Source organism: Paenibacillus hubeiensis (assembly GCF_032334105.1).
GTDB classification, from domain to species: domain Bacteria; phylum Bacillota; class Bacilli; order Paenibacillales; family Paenibacillaceae; genus Paenibacillus; species Paenibacillus hubeiensis.
Window position 1 is genome coordinate 764205 of record NZ_JAVYAE020000002.1, and the last position, 15229, is coordinate 779433.

Genomic DNA, 15229 nt, shown 5'->3' on the forward strand with positions numbered 1-15229 from the left:
CCAAAAGGATTTGAAGCTTCAAATCAGAAATTTCAGAAAAAATGAGGGGACCTAATATGTTCAAACTTGGAAATCGAAAGAGCTATTGGCAAGTGTCCGAAACGCTGGTGGATCTAAGACGAACGCAAAAGTACGGCAAGTCAATAACCCTCCCTGCACAGCCGCAGAAAGTCATATTTGATCTCGAGCATACGGCAGTTATTGTCATCGATATGCAGAATGATTTCTGTACACCGGGTGGATGGCTGGATTCCATTGGGGTCGATACCTCTCCGCTCCTTAACCCGGTCAGCCGGCTGAACCGACTGATGCCCGAGCTGCGCAAAGCGGGAGTGCCTGTTATTTGGGTGAACTGGGGCAACCGGGAAGACCGAATGAACGTGCCGCCATCCGTGCTTCATGTGTACAATTCGGATGGACGGGGCAACGGCATCGGGGACCCGCTGCCGGGGAACGGCTCCAAGGTGCTGGAGAAAGGCAGTTGGGGAACGGCAATTGTCGATGGCCTGGATTCGTCCCCAGATGATATCTATGTGGATAAATACCGCATGAGCGGGTTTTGGGATACACCACTGGACAGTATTCTACGCAATCTCAATATTCAAACGGTGTTGTTTGCCGGGGTAAATCTCGATCAGTGTGTCATGCATACACTGCAGGACGCGGCTTGTCTCGGATATGACGGCATACTTCTGGAGGATTGCTCGGCAACAAGCTCCCCGGATTTCTGCATAGAAGCGACCTTGTACAATATCAAGCAATGTTATGGCTTCGTTACGGATTCCACCTGGTTGGTAGATGAGCTGAACGGGGCAGCGACCCCTATAGAGAGAAACAACTCGGAAGAGCTGGCATCGCTAGAAGGCTGAACGGAAGGATGGGATGACGCAATGAAGGACCAATGGAACGCCATTGTCAACCAGGTAAACGTTGAACCGACAGGACAGGGTAGTCTGAACGGACTCAGCTTTATGGTCAAGGATGTGTTTGCCGTCCGTGGCCATGCAAATGGCGCGGGTAATCCACGTTGGCTCCAGACGCATGGGCCCGAGGCGGAACACGCGGAAACGCTCAACCTGCTATTGCAGCAAGGAGCAAGGCTAACGGGGATGACGCATACGGATGAGCTGATGTTCAGCTTGAATGGTGAAAATGCTCATTATGGAACACCAGTGAATCCAAGGGCTCCCGATCGTATCCCTGGCGGTTCATCGAGCGGATCGGCGGTAGCTGTCGCCGCTGGGCTTGCTGAATTCTCCCTTGGAACGGATACGGGAGGATCGGTACGTGTGCCATCTTCGTACTGTGGAATTTATGGAATGCGTCCATCACATGGCATTGTCTCTGCGAAAGGCGTTATCCCACTCGCACCCAGCTTCGACACCGTCGGCTGGATGGCACGTGATCTCGAGACGCTGTTCCGGGTAGGAGAAGTGCTTTTGCCGCAGACAGACTCGGGTACAGGCTTCAGCCGGGTGCTCATCGGTGAGGATGCGTGGGAGCTTGCTGACACGGAGAGCAAAGAGGCGCTTACCCCTTACCTGAAGTTACTGTGCGGCAAGGCTGCGAGCCATGAAACGGTTCGCATCGCCCCGCAGGGTCTACCTGAATGGATGACCATGTTCAGGGCGATCCAGGGCTATGAAATATGGCAGGAGCACGGGGCGTGGATTGAACGTGAGCAGCCGACCTTCGGACCAGATACGGCCGGGCGATTCTCCTGGGCAAGCACCGTTGAACGTGCCGATCAGGAGAAGGCAGCCAAACGCCGGGTTGGGGTTTGCAAGTACATGGCTGACCTGCTCAGAACGGATACGGTGCTTGTAATTCCTACGACCACTGGAGCGGCCCCGAAGCTGGGGCTGGGAGGACCTTTAATTGAAGAACGAAGAGTGAAAACGATGCGTTTAACCTGCATTGCCGGCTTGTCCGGTCTGCCTCAGCTTACGATCCCCGCTGCGGAGGTACTGGGCTGTCCGGTCGGTATTTCTCTCATCGCTGGTCCGGGACAGGATCAACGTTTGCTTAAATGGGCTGCATCCCTTTTTCCAGCATTAAATTCAGCAATAAAAGGATAAGAGCATCATTCGATATATGGACATTAAGCTACGCAAAAAAACATTAAAGCCGCAGGAGAAAGGGTGTCAGTTATGTTTCAACGATACGAAGGAACAGCGTGGGAGGAACGATTTTTGCCCCGTCTGACAAGCAAACAGGTCAAAGAACTGCCGAAGGAGAAGGCGCTGATTATTCTCCCGGTCGGAGCTGTGGAGCAGCATGGCCCCCATCTGCCCGTATATACGGACACTTTGATTGGGGAAGCGACATTATCCCAAACGCTGGAGCGAGTGCGGGCGGATAAGGAGATCTGGCTGCTGCCTCCGGTCTCGTATGGCAAAAGCAATGAACATATCGGACTTCCGGGCACCATTTCCTTATCGGCGAGCACACTGCATGCTATCATGCTGGACATTGCAGAAAGTCTGAAGGCTAGTGGATTTCGCAAGTTACTGTTGTTTAATACCCATGGCGGCAACGTAGATTTGCTGAATACAGTATCCCGAGAAATACGGATCAGAACGGGGATGATGGTTTTCTATCTCAGTCCCAGCAGTCTGAATGTGGCAGAGGATCTCCTGTCTTCCGAGGAGCTGGAATACGGTATTCATGGTGGCGATTATGAGACCTCTCTCGTAATGTCCATTAAACCGGACTGGGTCAAGAAGGAGTTCCTCGTCAAAGAGCTTCCTGATATGTCCTCTTACCGCTTTCTTACATTAGAAGGGAAAATTCGCTTTGCCTGGAAGATGGCAGATATCTCTGCTACCGGTATTGCTGGTGATGCGACGACGGCCACGCCGGAGAAAGGCAGCATTATTCAGGAACGAATCTCAACGATTTTGTCGGAGGCGCTGGAGGAACTGTGTGATTTTGAAATCACCGATGTCCGCGGGACTGAACCGGTTCAGCAGCCAGCAGGAAGCACCCTGTGAAGCTCGTCAGTCTGAAACACGGCGATGGTGAACGGGCCGCGATCGAACATGGGGAACGATTCTTTCTTCTGGAGGAGATCAACAAGGCGGAAGGAAGCACATGGGGCACCTCCGTTATAGAGATCTTGCAGCAAGGCCAGCTAGAGGAGCTTGTCCAGTGGTACCAGAAGCACGGGGACAGAACAGTTTCATCCATCCCTTTCATACCTTCAGAGGGAGCTATACCTGCTCCTCTCTTCCGCCACCCTCGCAAAATATGGGGAATTGGCATGAATTATATGCAAAAAGCGATCGATCTCGCATCTACTCCTCCAGAGCGTGAGCCGGTCTGCTTCATGAAGCCGGACTCAAGCCTGATCGGGCCGGAAGAGTATATCCAGCTGACGGCTCAGGATGTGAATGTGACATCAGAAGCAGAGCTTGGCATTATCATCGGCCGAACCTGCAAAAATGTGCCGGAAGAACGTGCGCAGGAGGTCATTGCCGGTTTTGCCGCAACGCTGGATATGACGAACCAGGACATTCACGCACGGAATCCCAGATTCCTGCAGCGATCCAAGGTATCCGATACATTTTTCAGTCTTGGACCACAACTCATAACACCTGATGAAATAGGCGATCTGCAGAGTCTCGTCGTTGAAACTGTGTTGAATGATGAGATTATTCATAGCAATACGGTGTCTCGCATGATGTATCATCCATGGTTCATTGTCTCGTATTTTTCACAGATGATGACTCTCTATCCGGGAGATGTGATCATGACGGGCACACCCGGTTCCGTCCGGATTCAGCAAGGAGATGTCGCCGAGTGTAGAATCAGTGGCTTTATGACGCTTCGAAATCCGGTAGCAGAAGTAGAGTAAATCATCCGTAATTTTCCTTGGGGAGTGGTAATGAGATGAACAAATACAGACATAAAGGAACTGTCGTTTTACTGGCAGCATTGTTTTCCTTATCCGCATTGCTGGCGGCTTGCGGGAATCAGCCAACTCCTCAGAATGCCGCTGCTACGGTGGGAAGCGAGGAACTCACGGCAATTACACAGGTGACGAACTGGTTTGCACAAGCGGAGCATGGGGGGCTGTATGCGGCAAAGGAACAAGGATATTACAGCGAGGCCGGTCTCGATATGACCATCCAGGCAGGTGGGCCGCAGGTGTCTCCAACACAGATCGTGGCTTCCGGCAAGGCGCAGTTCGGACTGGCTACAGCGGATCAATTGCTGGTCGCTCGTGAAGAAGGAATCCCCCTTGTAGCGATTGCGACGATATTCCAGAAAAGCCCGCAGGGACTTATGGTTCATGCCAACCAGAACATGTCCTCCCTGGCCGATTTGAACAACCGCTCTGTTTACGTGGGGACGGGCTCGGTGTTCTGGGATTTTGTGAAGAGTAAATACCAATTGGGTAACGTGAAGGAATTGGCTTATACAGGTTCTCTGGCTCCTTTTGTAGCCGATGAAACGGTTGCCATTCAGGGATATGTAACCAGTGAGCCGTACGAGATGAAGCAGCAGAATGTAGACATTGATTTCCTGCTACTGGCGGATGCCGGTTATAACCCGTATTCCAATGTGCTGTTCACCACGGAGCAGTATATTCAGGATCATCCTGATATTGTGCGTGGTTATGTCGAGGCTTCGATGAAGGGCTGGGATTATTACAGGACCAATTATGATACCGTGAATGACGTCATTTTAAAGGAAAACCCTGATTTTACGAAAGAAAAGCTGAACTATGCCGCAGAAGCGCTTATCCCGTTTGTATATGAAGGTGATGCGGCGACACATGGTGTTGGCTACATGACAGAGGAACGCTGGACGGAGCTCGGAAAGCAGCTTAAGGAGATTGGGGCATTAAAAGAGGAGCCTGATGTCAGCAAGGTGTTTACGGATGAATTCTTGCCGAATTCCTAAGAGATTCCGTTGGGAGATCAGTATTACAAATACGGGAGGGGAACCGAATGAATGAACATTGGATAGCCGTATTGAAAGAACGCATGGATCCGGAATTGCTGCAGTGGGAGGAGGCGGCGCTTGCCAAATATTCGATGGATTATCATCACTTCTCTCCTGTGCTGGCCAGTCAGCTGCAGGGTAAGGTCGCCGAGTGCATCGCCAGTCCGCGTACCGAGGAGGAGCTTGACAATCTACTCTCCATTGCAGCCGAGCTGGGAGTTCCGCTGACCATCAGGGGGAACGGAACCGGCAACTACGGCCAATGCGTTCCGGTCACAGGCGGAATCGTCCTGAATCTGGCCAAATACAACAAGGTGCTCGAAGTGGGAGAAGGCACGATGCGGATCCAGGCCGGGGCCAGACTCGGCAAAATGGAATCCACTGCCCGCAAGGCAGGTTACGAGCTGCGTACGATGCCTTCCACCTTTCAATCCGCGACGATCGGCGGTTTTTTATGCGGCGGTTTTGGCGGCATCGGTTCGATCAGCTGGGGGACGATCTGGGATGGATTGGTACGTTCTCTAAAAATCAAGACCGTTGAGGTTCATCCCCGTACCATTGAGCTCCAGGGAGACGAGGTGCTGCCTTACCTGCATACGTACGGTACCATCGGCATTTTGTCCGAAGTGGAAATCAATCTGGCTCCCCGAGTGGAATGGATGCAGTGGGCCGTAACCTTTGACCGTTTTGAACAGGCTTTTCGCTTCGGGCAGTCGGTTGCTGAGGACACTTCCTTGGTGAAAAGGCTAATTTCGATCCATGAATGGCCGGTTCCGTCCTATTTTCTTCCGCTTGATCTCCCCGCTGACCATGCTGTCGCATTACTTGAAGTGGATACAGCCAACGAATCCCAACTTGAACGTATCCTATCGGAATATGAAGGTCACTTGGCGATGAAGGTCTCTGCCGAACAGTACCACAAGGGTGTAGGGGTCTCCGATTTCACATGGAATCATACGACTTTGTGGGCGCGCAAGGCAGACCCCGGCTTAACCTATCTGCAGCTGAATTTTGATTCATCCTGTGCCCTTGAGCAAATCTCCTCTATGAAAAAGGAATATCCGGAAGTGATGAATCACATCGAGTTTGCCAAGCAAAACGGAAATTTGCTGATCTCCGGCCTGCCACTGGTTCCGTTCACAACGGAGGAAAACCTGAACCAGCTGATGGAACGTTACGAGGAAAACCGGGTTATCGTCAATAATCCGCATACATGGGATTTGAAGGAAGGCGGGCGATCATATGCCCATGATCGTTTGTGGGAAATCAAACACCGCAACGACCCGAAGGGAATTTTGAATCAGGAGAAATTAAAGCGTTCGGCTGTCAGCGGCGTCTGATCAACGGATGACAGAAGAATGGCGCAACCTGCAGCAGTTGACGTGCCATACGGATTCTTATGGTCAATCCGTATCTACAGCAAAGGAGCGAGTCGCATGAAATTTGGAAATGTAGTCATCCGCCGAAAGGTTCCTTGCACAATGCGCGACGGCATAACGTTGTATTCAGATATATACATGCCTGACGAGACAGGAGAATATCCTGTGCTGCTGATGCGCCAGCCCTACGGACGGTCAATTGCTTCTACCGTTACGCATGCCCACCCCGTCTGGTATGCAAGTAAGGGATATATCGTAGTAATTCAGGACGTCAGGGGGCGGGGAGAGTCGGAAGGCGAATTTAATCCGTTTGTTCAAGAAGCAGAGGACGGATTTGATACCATCAAGTGGGCAGCCGGTCTGTCCGGCTCGACCGGGCAAGTAGGCATGTACGGTTTCTCTTATCAAGGCCTAACACAATGGGCAGCAGCTTCCCTTCACCCCCCTGCGCTCAAGGCGATTGCACCGAGCATGTGTCCGGCAGACATGTGTCATGGCTTATTTTATCCGCATGGCTCGTTCGCACTTGGCAACCATCTGCCGTGGGCTTTCCAGCTGGCTCGTGACACGGCACAAAGAGCGGGTGACTTCGAAACGGCCGAGCAATGCTCACGACTCATGCGCAGCCCTGAGGAGATGCTTTGGAAAATGCCATTGAATGAAAGACATCCGATTCTGGAGCAATACTTTCCCGCATTTTATGATTGGATCGATCATCAAGCGTACGATGAGTACTGGGAGCAGATGAACTGGATCGAAGAGATCGTAAAGGAACCCGTGCCGGCGCTTCATATTGGGGGATGGTATGACGGTTTCCTCATGGGAACGTTGCAGTCGTTCGAGGCTCTGCAAGCTACGGCCACATCGGATTGCTTTCATCGGCTCATTGTCGGCCCGTGGGCCCACATTCCATGGGGGCGCAGAGCGGGCGGAATCGATCATGGCGAGCAGGCGGACGGTGGTCATCATCTGGAACAGCTGCGCTGGTTTGATTATTGGCTGAAGGGCAAGGAAGACATGGAACTGTCTGGTGAACTGCCGATCCGATATTTTGACCAATTGAGTCATGAATGGCATACGGCGGAACAGCTGCCTTCTCTATTTGAGGATGGGGCCTCTCCGTCCGAATGGTTTTATCTGTCGGGGTCACAGACCCCGGCGAACGGTGCTGCAGGAGGGGGGAGACTCGAAAAGCATAAGGAAGATGTGGAGGAGGCTGTGCCGGATGTATTCGTGTATGACTCACGTCTGCCGATGCGTCTGGACTCTTACCTGCCGTCCGACCGGGCTGCCATTCAGGAACGGCAAGAGATTCTGGTATATACGGGAGGACCGCTTGCAGAGGATATCCCGATTTTTGGGTCCCCGGAGTTGTCCGTTCAGTACCAAACATTGGGAGGTCCGACGGATCTGGTAGCCATCCTCACCACCGTATCCGAGCAAGGGACGGCCCGGCTGCTGAGTGTGGGTCGCACGGAAATCTGCAGTGAAGGAGCAGGTGCTTCCAATGAATGGAGAACAGCGCAGATCCGGCTGCGTCCCTTGGCGGCTACCCTGCCGGCTGGCTCGTATGTCCGGCTTGAGTTGACAGGCAGCGCCTTCCCGTTATTCGCCCGGCATCCGAACGGTGTTAGGGACGAGATGAACAGCACAGGAACAGGTGGGTTGAAGATTGCCACCACGGCTGTTCGCAGTACAGAACAGGACATATCCTGTTTGAGGCTGCCGGTAAAAAGATGAAAAGCGAAGCATAAATTCAAATCAATCAAAGTGAGGTTGAACGTATATGGTGCACATTCCAGGTCTGGTTGCTGGCAACTTTGAGAATTGTCCCGTCCACAAAATTTCCGCACAGGATACGAATAAGTTCATCCTGCTGTGCGACAGGGAGCAGGTTCCTTTCACTTCATTTGTGGAGATCTTCGAGGTTGGAGGCAGAACTCCATCCAATGAACACCGGGAGGCTTATGAATATTTTTATGTGTTAAAAGGGGAGGGGCTAGCCAAAGTTGGCAGCGAGTATGAGACTCCGATCCGCCAAGGCTCATTCATTATCATTCCACCGGGCAACCATCACGATATTATTAACACGGGCAGCACACGTCTGTATTGTCTGACGACCATGGTACCGGACGAAATGTTCTCGGATATGATCAAAGCGGGGCCGGCCACCGAGCTGGACGAGGAGGATCTGGCCGTGCTTCAGGCGCTGGCTACCGCACAATGAGTGCAGGGCTGCGTTTCATTAATGTACGCCTTCCGCACCGGGAAGACCTCTGTCTTTATGAACTGAAGGCGGAGGTTGGAAATTGGGTTAGTGTCCGTCGGCAGGACCGTTTCCTTGATGCACGGGAAAGCGGTGCTTGCCGTCTGATGGTGCTGCATCAGACCGGATCAGATCTGAAACGGTTGGCAGACGCGGATTGCGTCGATCTGCAGGGTGGCATGATGCTTCCTGGCCTGGTTGACTGTCATATGCATCTGGATAAGGCCTTCTCGCTTGAGCAGGTGTCGAACCGATCCGGTACGCTTCATGAAGCCATTTATAATTACAGCCAGGCTGTACAGACATTCAGCAAGGAGCAGCTAGCGGAACGCATGCTGACGGCCGCCAGAATGGCACTGAGCTACGGGACCACGACCATAAGGAGCCACCTTGACTTCCCCGTTCATTTGGGGCGGGAGGTGGCCTTTCGGACGATCGAGGCAGCCTTGGAAGTACGGGAGAAGTTGAAGGGCAGTATGGCTATCCAATATGCGCTCATGGTTCCGTTCCGAGGCAATCATGAAGCTGCGGATGAGGCTATCGAGGAAGCAGTGCGGATGGGAATTGATGTACTGGGTGGAGCCCCTCATCTGGCAGATGACCCTGAAAGAGAGATTGGCAGAATTTTTCGGTTAGCGGAACGTTTCGGCGTACCCATCGATCTGCATGCAGATGAAAGTGATCATCCCGGAAAAAAAACCGTGCTGAGCATCGCAGAGCATACGTTTCGCTACGGTTATCAGGGCAGAGTGACGGCAGATCATCTGTGCTCGTTGTCCGCAATGACAGAAAAAGATGCACAGCATGTGATGACGAAGATGAAGGAAGCCGGTCTGAACGCGGTAACGCTGCCTGCGGTGAACCTGTATCTTCAGGGGCGGGAAGATCGCGGCCTGGTAAGACGGGGCACAACACGCATTCGCGAGCTGCTTGCAGAAGGCATTCCGCTTGCTGCAGCCTCCGACAATATTCAAGACCCGTTCCATCCGTTCGGCCGCGCGGATCTGATACAGATTGCCCAAATCACCTCATATGCAGCCCATATGGGCAGTGAGCGGGATTTAGTACAGCTGCTGCGGATGATCACGGATATACCTGCAGAAATCACGGGCTGCGACGAGTATGGAATAGAAGAAGGGCATGCCTGCAACTTTGTAGTCACGGATGCTTCGGATGTCACGCAGCTGCTATCAGGTACAAAAATGAGTCGCTGGGTGTATGCCTCCGGCAGATGGCAGTCTGTTTTGCATACAGCTCAGACATTCGCGTCTGATTTGGTAACATGATTGGCAACAAACAGGAATTATCGTCAGTTGAACATAGAAGAGAAAGAAGGTGGCAAGATGGCTCCACAAGTCACAGGCACACAGACGATGGTAGTCAGTCCTCACTCTTTGGCCAGCGCGGCAGGAGCGCGTATTTTGCAGCAAGGAGGTAACGCCTTTGATGCCGCCGTGGCGGTGAGCGCCTGTCTTGCCGTCGTATACCCACATATGACGGGACTGGGAGGCGATTCCTTCTGGCTGACCTATAGCACCGAAGAGAGAAAGGTCAGGGCGTATAACGCGAGTGGACGTTCGGGCAGCCGGATTACCGCCGCCAGCTTTGCGGGCGAATCAGCCATCCCACAGCGGGGGCCGCGCAGCGTCATCACCGTGCCGGGGATGGTGGACGGCTGGGATGCCATATTACAGGAATATGGCTCGAAGACGCTGGCAGAGGTGCTTGAGCCCGCGATCCAATATGCGCTGAAAGGCTTCCCGCTGTCGCCGGACCAACATGTCAATACGGCCGAGCGTTTCGATGTGCTGGCAGCTTATCCACAGACAGCCGCCATCTATCTGCCTGGAGGCAAGGTCCCGGAGCAGGGCAGCCGCTTTGTGCAGTCTGCTTTGGGAAGCAGCCTGCTCCAGGTTGCGGACCAGGGTCGAGACGTATTTTATTCAGGCAGTGTTGGTCAAGAGATAGTTCGCTCACTTAAGGAGCAGGGCGGTCTGCTGACACTGGAGGACTTTGCGAGACACAGAGGTGAATGGGTGGAACCGGTCAAAGGGAGTTACCGAGGGCTTGATCTCTATCAGGTTCCACCGAATTCACAGGGCTTTACCGGTATAATGGCGCTTCAAATTCTCGAACAGTTTGATTTGGAGAGTATAGAGCATGGTTCTTATGAGTATTATCACCTGCTCGTGGAGGCGCTGAAGCTGAGCTTCCGTGACCGCGATCGTTATTTGACAGACCCACAATTTTCCTCCATTCCTCTGGACCGGCTGCTATCCAAATCCTATGCCGCGAAGCTGTCAGCCTGCATCGATATGGAGCGAGCCCTTCCGATGAACACCCAGCCGGTAGGCCATGATACGGCATATGCGGCGGTAGTAGACAGTGAGGGCAATGCCGTTTCATTTATCCAAAGTCTTTATTTTGAGTTCGGCTCGGCCGTGGTTGGGGGAGGCACCGGTATTTTGCTGCAGAACCGAGGCTCGTTCTTCTCCCTTGATCCGTCGCATGTGAACAGGCTGGAACCGGACAAAAGAACCTTTCATACGCTGATGCCGGCAATGGCTTGCCGCGATGGGAAACCGTATATTTTGTACGGTACCCAGGGAGGAGAAGGTCAGCCTCAGACACAGACCGCGCTGCTGACCCGCATGGTGGATTATGGCATGGCCCCCCAGAGCGCTGTCAGTGAACCCCGCTGGGTGTGGGGAAGAACATGGGGAGAGGCAACGCAAGAATTGAGAGTGGAGGGACGGATCGCGGCAGAAGTGCAGCAGCGTTTACGGCTGGCCGGACACGCGGTGCACACAGTTGAAGATTTTGCTAGAGTCATGGGACATGCGCACGCCATTATGATCGATGACAATGGCTTCCTGCTCGGGGGTACCGACCCACGATGCGATGGTGCGGCTATTGGATGGTAACCCAGAACTGGGGCGAAAGGTCTGGGTATAATACCGCGCAGGCTTTATTCTTCTATAAGACACAACTAAGCTGGAAAGGTTCCCGTTATCCTACTGGGGGAACAACGACTTTTTTGAAAGCACTACTTATGTGAAAAATGTTGTATGACAAGAACATTATTCTATTCAAAGTCGCTATTATAGCGGCTTTTTTGTTTAGGAATCAAGTTATTGTCTCAAACTGAGGACAAGAACATTGTGTCATTCGGAATAGGTAGTTATCTAACTTCAAATTGAACGTCTACCTTCTTCACACGATAATGTTTACAGACCCGAGTCCGCTGAATACAGCTATATGAAATGTAACATTTGCTCCAGGAGCCCGTAACAACTGGCAGGCGCATCACAAAAGAACAAGTATTGATTATAGGGCTGGCATCAGGAAGAAGGCAAGGAAGCACAATGACTCAAAGCCGGAGATGTTATTAACATACCAGCTAAAATCAAACATTGACATCGAGCTACAAGTGATAGCTGGTTTGTGCACTTGGCACTTACACCAGGTTAAACCGATTGGTCAGAGCCTGTATCCGATGAGGCGTATAATACATTGAGTAAGTAATCTCACTCTAATTGATGTATAATCACCCATATTAGTTAAGAAAGGCAGTTGATCATCCCAATCAACTGTCATCCTCAGGTTAATCGTTAGCTGAAGACTACGAATTCATCGCACCACTAAAATCGTTCTTTTGATGCATCTTAGGAGGAAATTATGGAATTAAGAGTGCTTCGATATTTTTTAACAGTTGCTCGTGTAGAGAATATAACGCATGCAGCAACGATTCTCCATGTAACACAGCCTACGTTAAGTAGGCAATTGGCTGATTTGGAGAAAGATTTAGGAACCCAGTTGTTTATCCGTGGGAAAAGCAAAATAACACTAACGGAGGCAGGTATGCTTTTGCGTCAAAGGGCAGAGGAGATCCTTACTCTTGCGGATCGAACGGAGAAGGAATTTAGGGATCAGCATAACCTGGTGGGAGGAACCATCTCCATTGGAAGTGTTGAATCTTTAACATCTAATGTGATATTAAGTCTGCTAAAAGAGTTCAATGTCGAGTATCCACAGGTTAAGTACCATATCTTTAGTGGAACGGGCGATGACATAAAGGAGCGTATAGATAAAGGACTGCTCGACGTAGGTATTTTATTAGAGCCAATTCACATTGAGAAATATGATTTTATCAGGCTGCCTCAAAAAGAGCGCTGGGGAGTCCTTATGAAGACCTCATCACCACTCGCACAGAATGAGTATATAACTTCAACCGATTTATTCGGGGTGCCTCTGCTCATATCCAGTCGGTCTGTCGTACAAAACGAGATTGCAAGCTGGTTTGCCGATGAATACGCACATCTAAACTTTGTAGCGACCTACAATTTAATATCTAACGTGCTTAACCTCGTCGAACAGGGATTAGGAACTGCAATTTGTATTGAAGGTGCGCTTACAATGAAGCAGTCTGACACGCTATGCTTTAGACCCTTTTACCCGGAACTTCAGTTTCCGACGGTGATTGTCTGGAAAAAACATAAGATATTCAGTCAAACTGCGGTACGTTTTTTGGAGCATATCAAAAATGCTTTTCAAGCATAATAAAGTATAAATTATAGGCATTGGCTATAGCTGTTTATCTGATGATATTTTAAAGGTGTAATGAATGCAGCCTTTATGTATTAATGATAAATAGCTTTTTTTGTATGGAAAAGTTATTTAAAACGCTTACGGCTCCATTCATTTAGACGGCAACAACAAGAGGGGGCATTATGGATGAGCAAGAAATATGAGAAGTTAGCTCAGGATATTGTAGAGAAAGTGGGCGGTAGTGAGAATGTATCCACGCTGACTCACTGTATGACCAGGCTTAGATTTGCACTGAATGATAATAGCAAGGCAGATCAAAATGCGCTTAAGTCATTCGATGGTGTTATTGATGCGATCGAGAGTGGCGGACAGTTCCAGGTCGTTATTGGGACACATGTTGAAGACGTTTACAAAGAAGTGATCAAGCACCTTAAACCCAACATGAGTTCATCGGGAGAGCCAACTGATGCTAGAAAAGTTAGTGTTTTGGGGAAATTAATTGATTTCGTATCTGGAACTTTTAGCCCAATTGTTCCTGCTATAGCTGGCGCCGGTATGATCAAGGCATTACTCGCGCTACTGATTTTGTTCAACTGGATATCTAAAGATTCCCAAACTTACTATGTAGTCAGTCTTATGTCGGATGCCATCTTCTACTTCTTACCGTTTCTATTGGCATATTCGGCTGCGAACAAATTAAAATGCAGTCCCGTCCTAGCGCTCGTTTTAGCGGGTATTTTACTTCATCCAAACTTGACGCAATTGCGTTTAGATGGAAATGAGGTAAGTGTTTTTGGGATCCCACTAACTCTTGTATCTTATAGTTCATCTGTGGTTCCAATTCTCTTGATCGTTTGGTCACAATCCTATATTGAATCTATGTTTAAGAAGATCATTCCGAATGCAGTAAAAGTTATTTTTGTTCCGATGTGCACCATTTTAGTGGCGGGAATTCTAGCCTTGACGGTATTAGGGCCTCTAGGATCATTTTTCGGAACGTACTTGGCTATGGGCTTTGATTTCTTGGGTGCACACGGTAGCTGGTTGGTTATTTTCCTGGTTGCAACCTTCTGGCCAATACTGGTTATGTTTGGACTGCACCATAATATTGTTCCTCTATCCATCGCTCAAATCACCACATCAGGATATGAGAATATCCTCGGTCCTGGAGCGATGATCAACTGTATTGGACAAGGTGTCGCGGCTTTAGTTGTAGGGATGAGAACCAAGGATAAAGCATTAAAACAAATCTCTGCTTCCAGTGGTATTACAGCGTTGATGGGAATCACAGAACCAGCTCTTTACGGTGTGAATTTACCGAAGAGATACCCGCTTGTAGCGGGTATGATTGGAGCTGCCAGTGGTGGACTCTATGCAGGGCTAATGGATGTTTCTCGTTATGCGACAGGCGCTTCAGGAATTCCAGCGATTCCGTTGTACATTGGCGAAAATATCTGGAATCTATATAACATTCTGATCGCACTAGTTATAACAACTGTTGTGACGGCAGCACTTACCTATTTGCTCAGTTTGAAATACGAAAAAGATGTACCGGCTCAAGATCCTATTGAAAGCACGGAAAGCGTGAGCACGGTTACGGATAAAGTCATTGAAATCGTTATTACGACTCCAATTAAAGGTCAAATCATTCCACTCCAGGATGTACAGGACGCAGCTTTCGCAGCTGAGGCCATGGGAAAAGGAATTGCGATAGAACCTAGTGAGGGCAAAGTAATTGCTCCCTTTGATGGCAAGATTGTATCCTTGTTTCCTAAGAAACATGCGATGGGGTTATTGTCCGATGAGGGGGTCGAAATTCTAATTCATGTTGGCTTAAATACAGTGAAACTGAATGGGAAATACTTTGAAGCTTTTGTTGAAGAAGGCCAGAGAATTACGAAAGGACAGACACTGATAACCTTCGATCTGGAAAAAATCAGACAGGAGGGCTATGTTACTCAAACGCCTATCATTGTCACCAACACCTATAGCTACTCAGATGTAATACCAGAAACGAGTCAACAACATATTAATTTTGACAATACATTGTTAGTTGTAAAAGCGTAACGATTATTTAAGTTGAGGG

The 15229-nt window shown here is 50.1% G+C and carries 12 protein-coding genes; all 12 read left to right on the forward strand.

The window, feature by feature from the left end:
• Nucleotides 1-56 precede the first annotated feature (56 nt).
• The 12 genes from RSX24_RS09905 (at nt 57) to RSX24_RS09960 (ending at nt 15210) form a co-directional block, all read left to right on the forward strand.
• On the forward strand, nt 57-869 hold the full coding sequence (locus tag RSX24_RS09905; protein WP_343260454.1) for a cysteine hydrolase family protein: 813 nt from the start codon (nt 57-59) through the stop codon (nt 867-869).
• 21 nt (nt 870-890) lie between these two features.
• Entirely contained in the window at nt 891-2078 is a 1188-nt protein-coding gene (locus tag RSX24_RS09910) for an amidase (RefSeq protein WP_343260455.1), read from the forward strand.
• A 72-nt stretch (nt 2079-2150) separates the two neighbouring features.
• Nucleotides 2151-2993: a creatininase family protein gene (locus RSX24_RS09915; RefSeq protein ID WP_343260456.1), complete on the forward strand. Its 843-nt coding sequence runs from the start codon at nt 2151-2153 to the stop codon at nt 2991-2993.
• Entirely contained in the window at nt 2990-3856 is an 867-nt protein-coding gene (locus tag RSX24_RS09920; protein WP_343260457.1) for a fumarylacetoacetate hydrolase family protein, read from the forward strand. The genes RSX24_RS09915 and RSX24_RS09920 overlap by 4 nt, the downstream gene beginning before the upstream one ends.
• 35 nt (nt 3857-3891) lie before the next feature.
• Nucleotides 3892-4908 (forward strand): ABC transporter substrate-binding protein, encoded by a 1017-nt coding sequence (locus RSX24_RS09925; protein WP_343260458.1) that lies wholly within the window; start codon nt 3892-3894, stop codon nt 4906-4908.
• Between the two features lie 47 nt (nt 4909-4955).
• On the forward strand, nt 4956-6290 hold the full coding sequence (locus RSX24_RS09930; RefSeq protein WP_343260459.1) for an FAD-binding oxidoreductase: 1335 nt from the start codon (nt 4956-4958) through the stop codon (nt 6288-6290).
• Between the two features lie 96 nt (nt 6291-6386).
• The gene (locus RSX24_RS09935; RefSeq protein WP_343260460.1) at nt 6387-8069 is read left to right on the forward strand and encodes a CocE/NonD family hydrolase; all 1683 of its coding nucleotides are present in this window, start codon (nt 6387-6389) and stop codon (nt 8067-8069) included.
• A gap of 46 nt (nt 8070-8115) precedes the next feature.
• Nucleotides 8116-8556, forward strand: a complete 441-nt coding sequence (locus RSX24_RS09940) for a cupin domain-containing protein (RefSeq protein WP_343260461.1) — start codon at nt 8116-8118, stop codon at nt 8554-8556.
• Nucleotides 8553-9881, forward strand: a complete 1329-nt coding sequence (locus tag RSX24_RS09945) for an amidohydrolase family protein (protein WP_343260462.1) — start codon at nt 8553-8555, stop codon at nt 9879-9881. Before RSX24_RS09940 ends, RSX24_RS09945 begins: the two co-directional genes overlap by 4 nt.
• Nucleotides 9882-9938: 57 nt before the next feature.
• Entirely contained in the window at nt 9939-11519 is a 1581-nt protein-coding gene (gene ggt, locus RSX24_RS09950) for a gamma-glutamyltransferase (RefSeq protein ID WP_343260463.1), read from the forward strand.
• 754 nt (nt 11520-12273) lie between these two features.
• Complete coding sequence (locus RSX24_RS09955) at nt 12274-13155, forward strand: LysR family transcriptional regulator (RefSeq protein WP_343260464.1); 882 nt, start codon at nt 12274-12276, stop codon at nt 13153-13155.
• A gap of 174 nt (nt 13156-13329) precedes the next feature.
• Entirely contained in the window at nt 13330-15210 is a 1881-nt protein-coding gene (locus RSX24_RS09960; protein ID WP_343260465.1) for a beta-glucoside-specific PTS transporter subunit IIABC, read from the forward strand.
• Nucleotides 15211-15229: the final 19 nt, after the last annotated feature.

Coding starts and splice junctions, on each gene's coding strand:
- RSX24_RS09935 (WP_343260460.1), top strand. CDS start 6,387: ATGAAATTTGGAAATGTAGTCATCCGCCGAAAGGTTCCTTGCACAATG.
- RSX24_RS09930 (WP_343260459.1), top strand. CDS start 4,956: ATGAATGAACATTGGATAGCCGTATTGAAAGAACGCATGGATCCGGAA.
- RSX24_RS09905 (WP_343260454.1), top strand. CDS start 57: ATGTTCAAACTTGGAAATCGAAAGAGCTATTGGCAAGTGTCCGAAACG.
- RSX24_RS09925 (WP_343260458.1), top strand. CDS start 3,892: ATGAACAAATACAGACATAAAGGAACTGTCGTTTTACTGGCAGCATTG.
- RSX24_RS09960 (WP_343260465.1), top strand. CDS start 13,330: ATGAGCAAGAAATATGAGAAGTTAGCTCAGGATATTGTAGAGAAAGTG.
- RSX24_RS09945 (WP_343260462.1), top strand. CDS start 8,553: ATGAGTGCAGGGCTGCGTTTCATTAATGTACGCCTTCCGCACCGGGAA.
- RSX24_RS09915 (WP_343260456.1), top strand. CDS start 2,151: ATGTTTCAACGATACGAAGGAACAGCGTGGGAGGAACGATTTTTGCCC.
- RSX24_RS09940 (WP_343260461.1), top strand. CDS start 8,116: ATGGTGCACATTCCAGGTCTGGTTGCTGGCAACTTTGAGAATTGTCCC.
- RSX24_RS09955 (WP_343260464.1), top strand. CDS start 12,274: ATGGAATTAAGAGTGCTTCGATATTTTTTAACAGTTGCTCGTGTAGAG.
- ggt (WP_343260463.1), top strand. CDS start 9,939: ATGGCTCCACAAGTCACAGGCACACAGACGATGGTAGTCAGTCCTCAC.
- RSX24_RS09910 (WP_343260455.1), top strand. CDS start 891: ATGAAGGACCAATGGAACGCCATTGTCAACCAGGTAAACGTTGAACCG.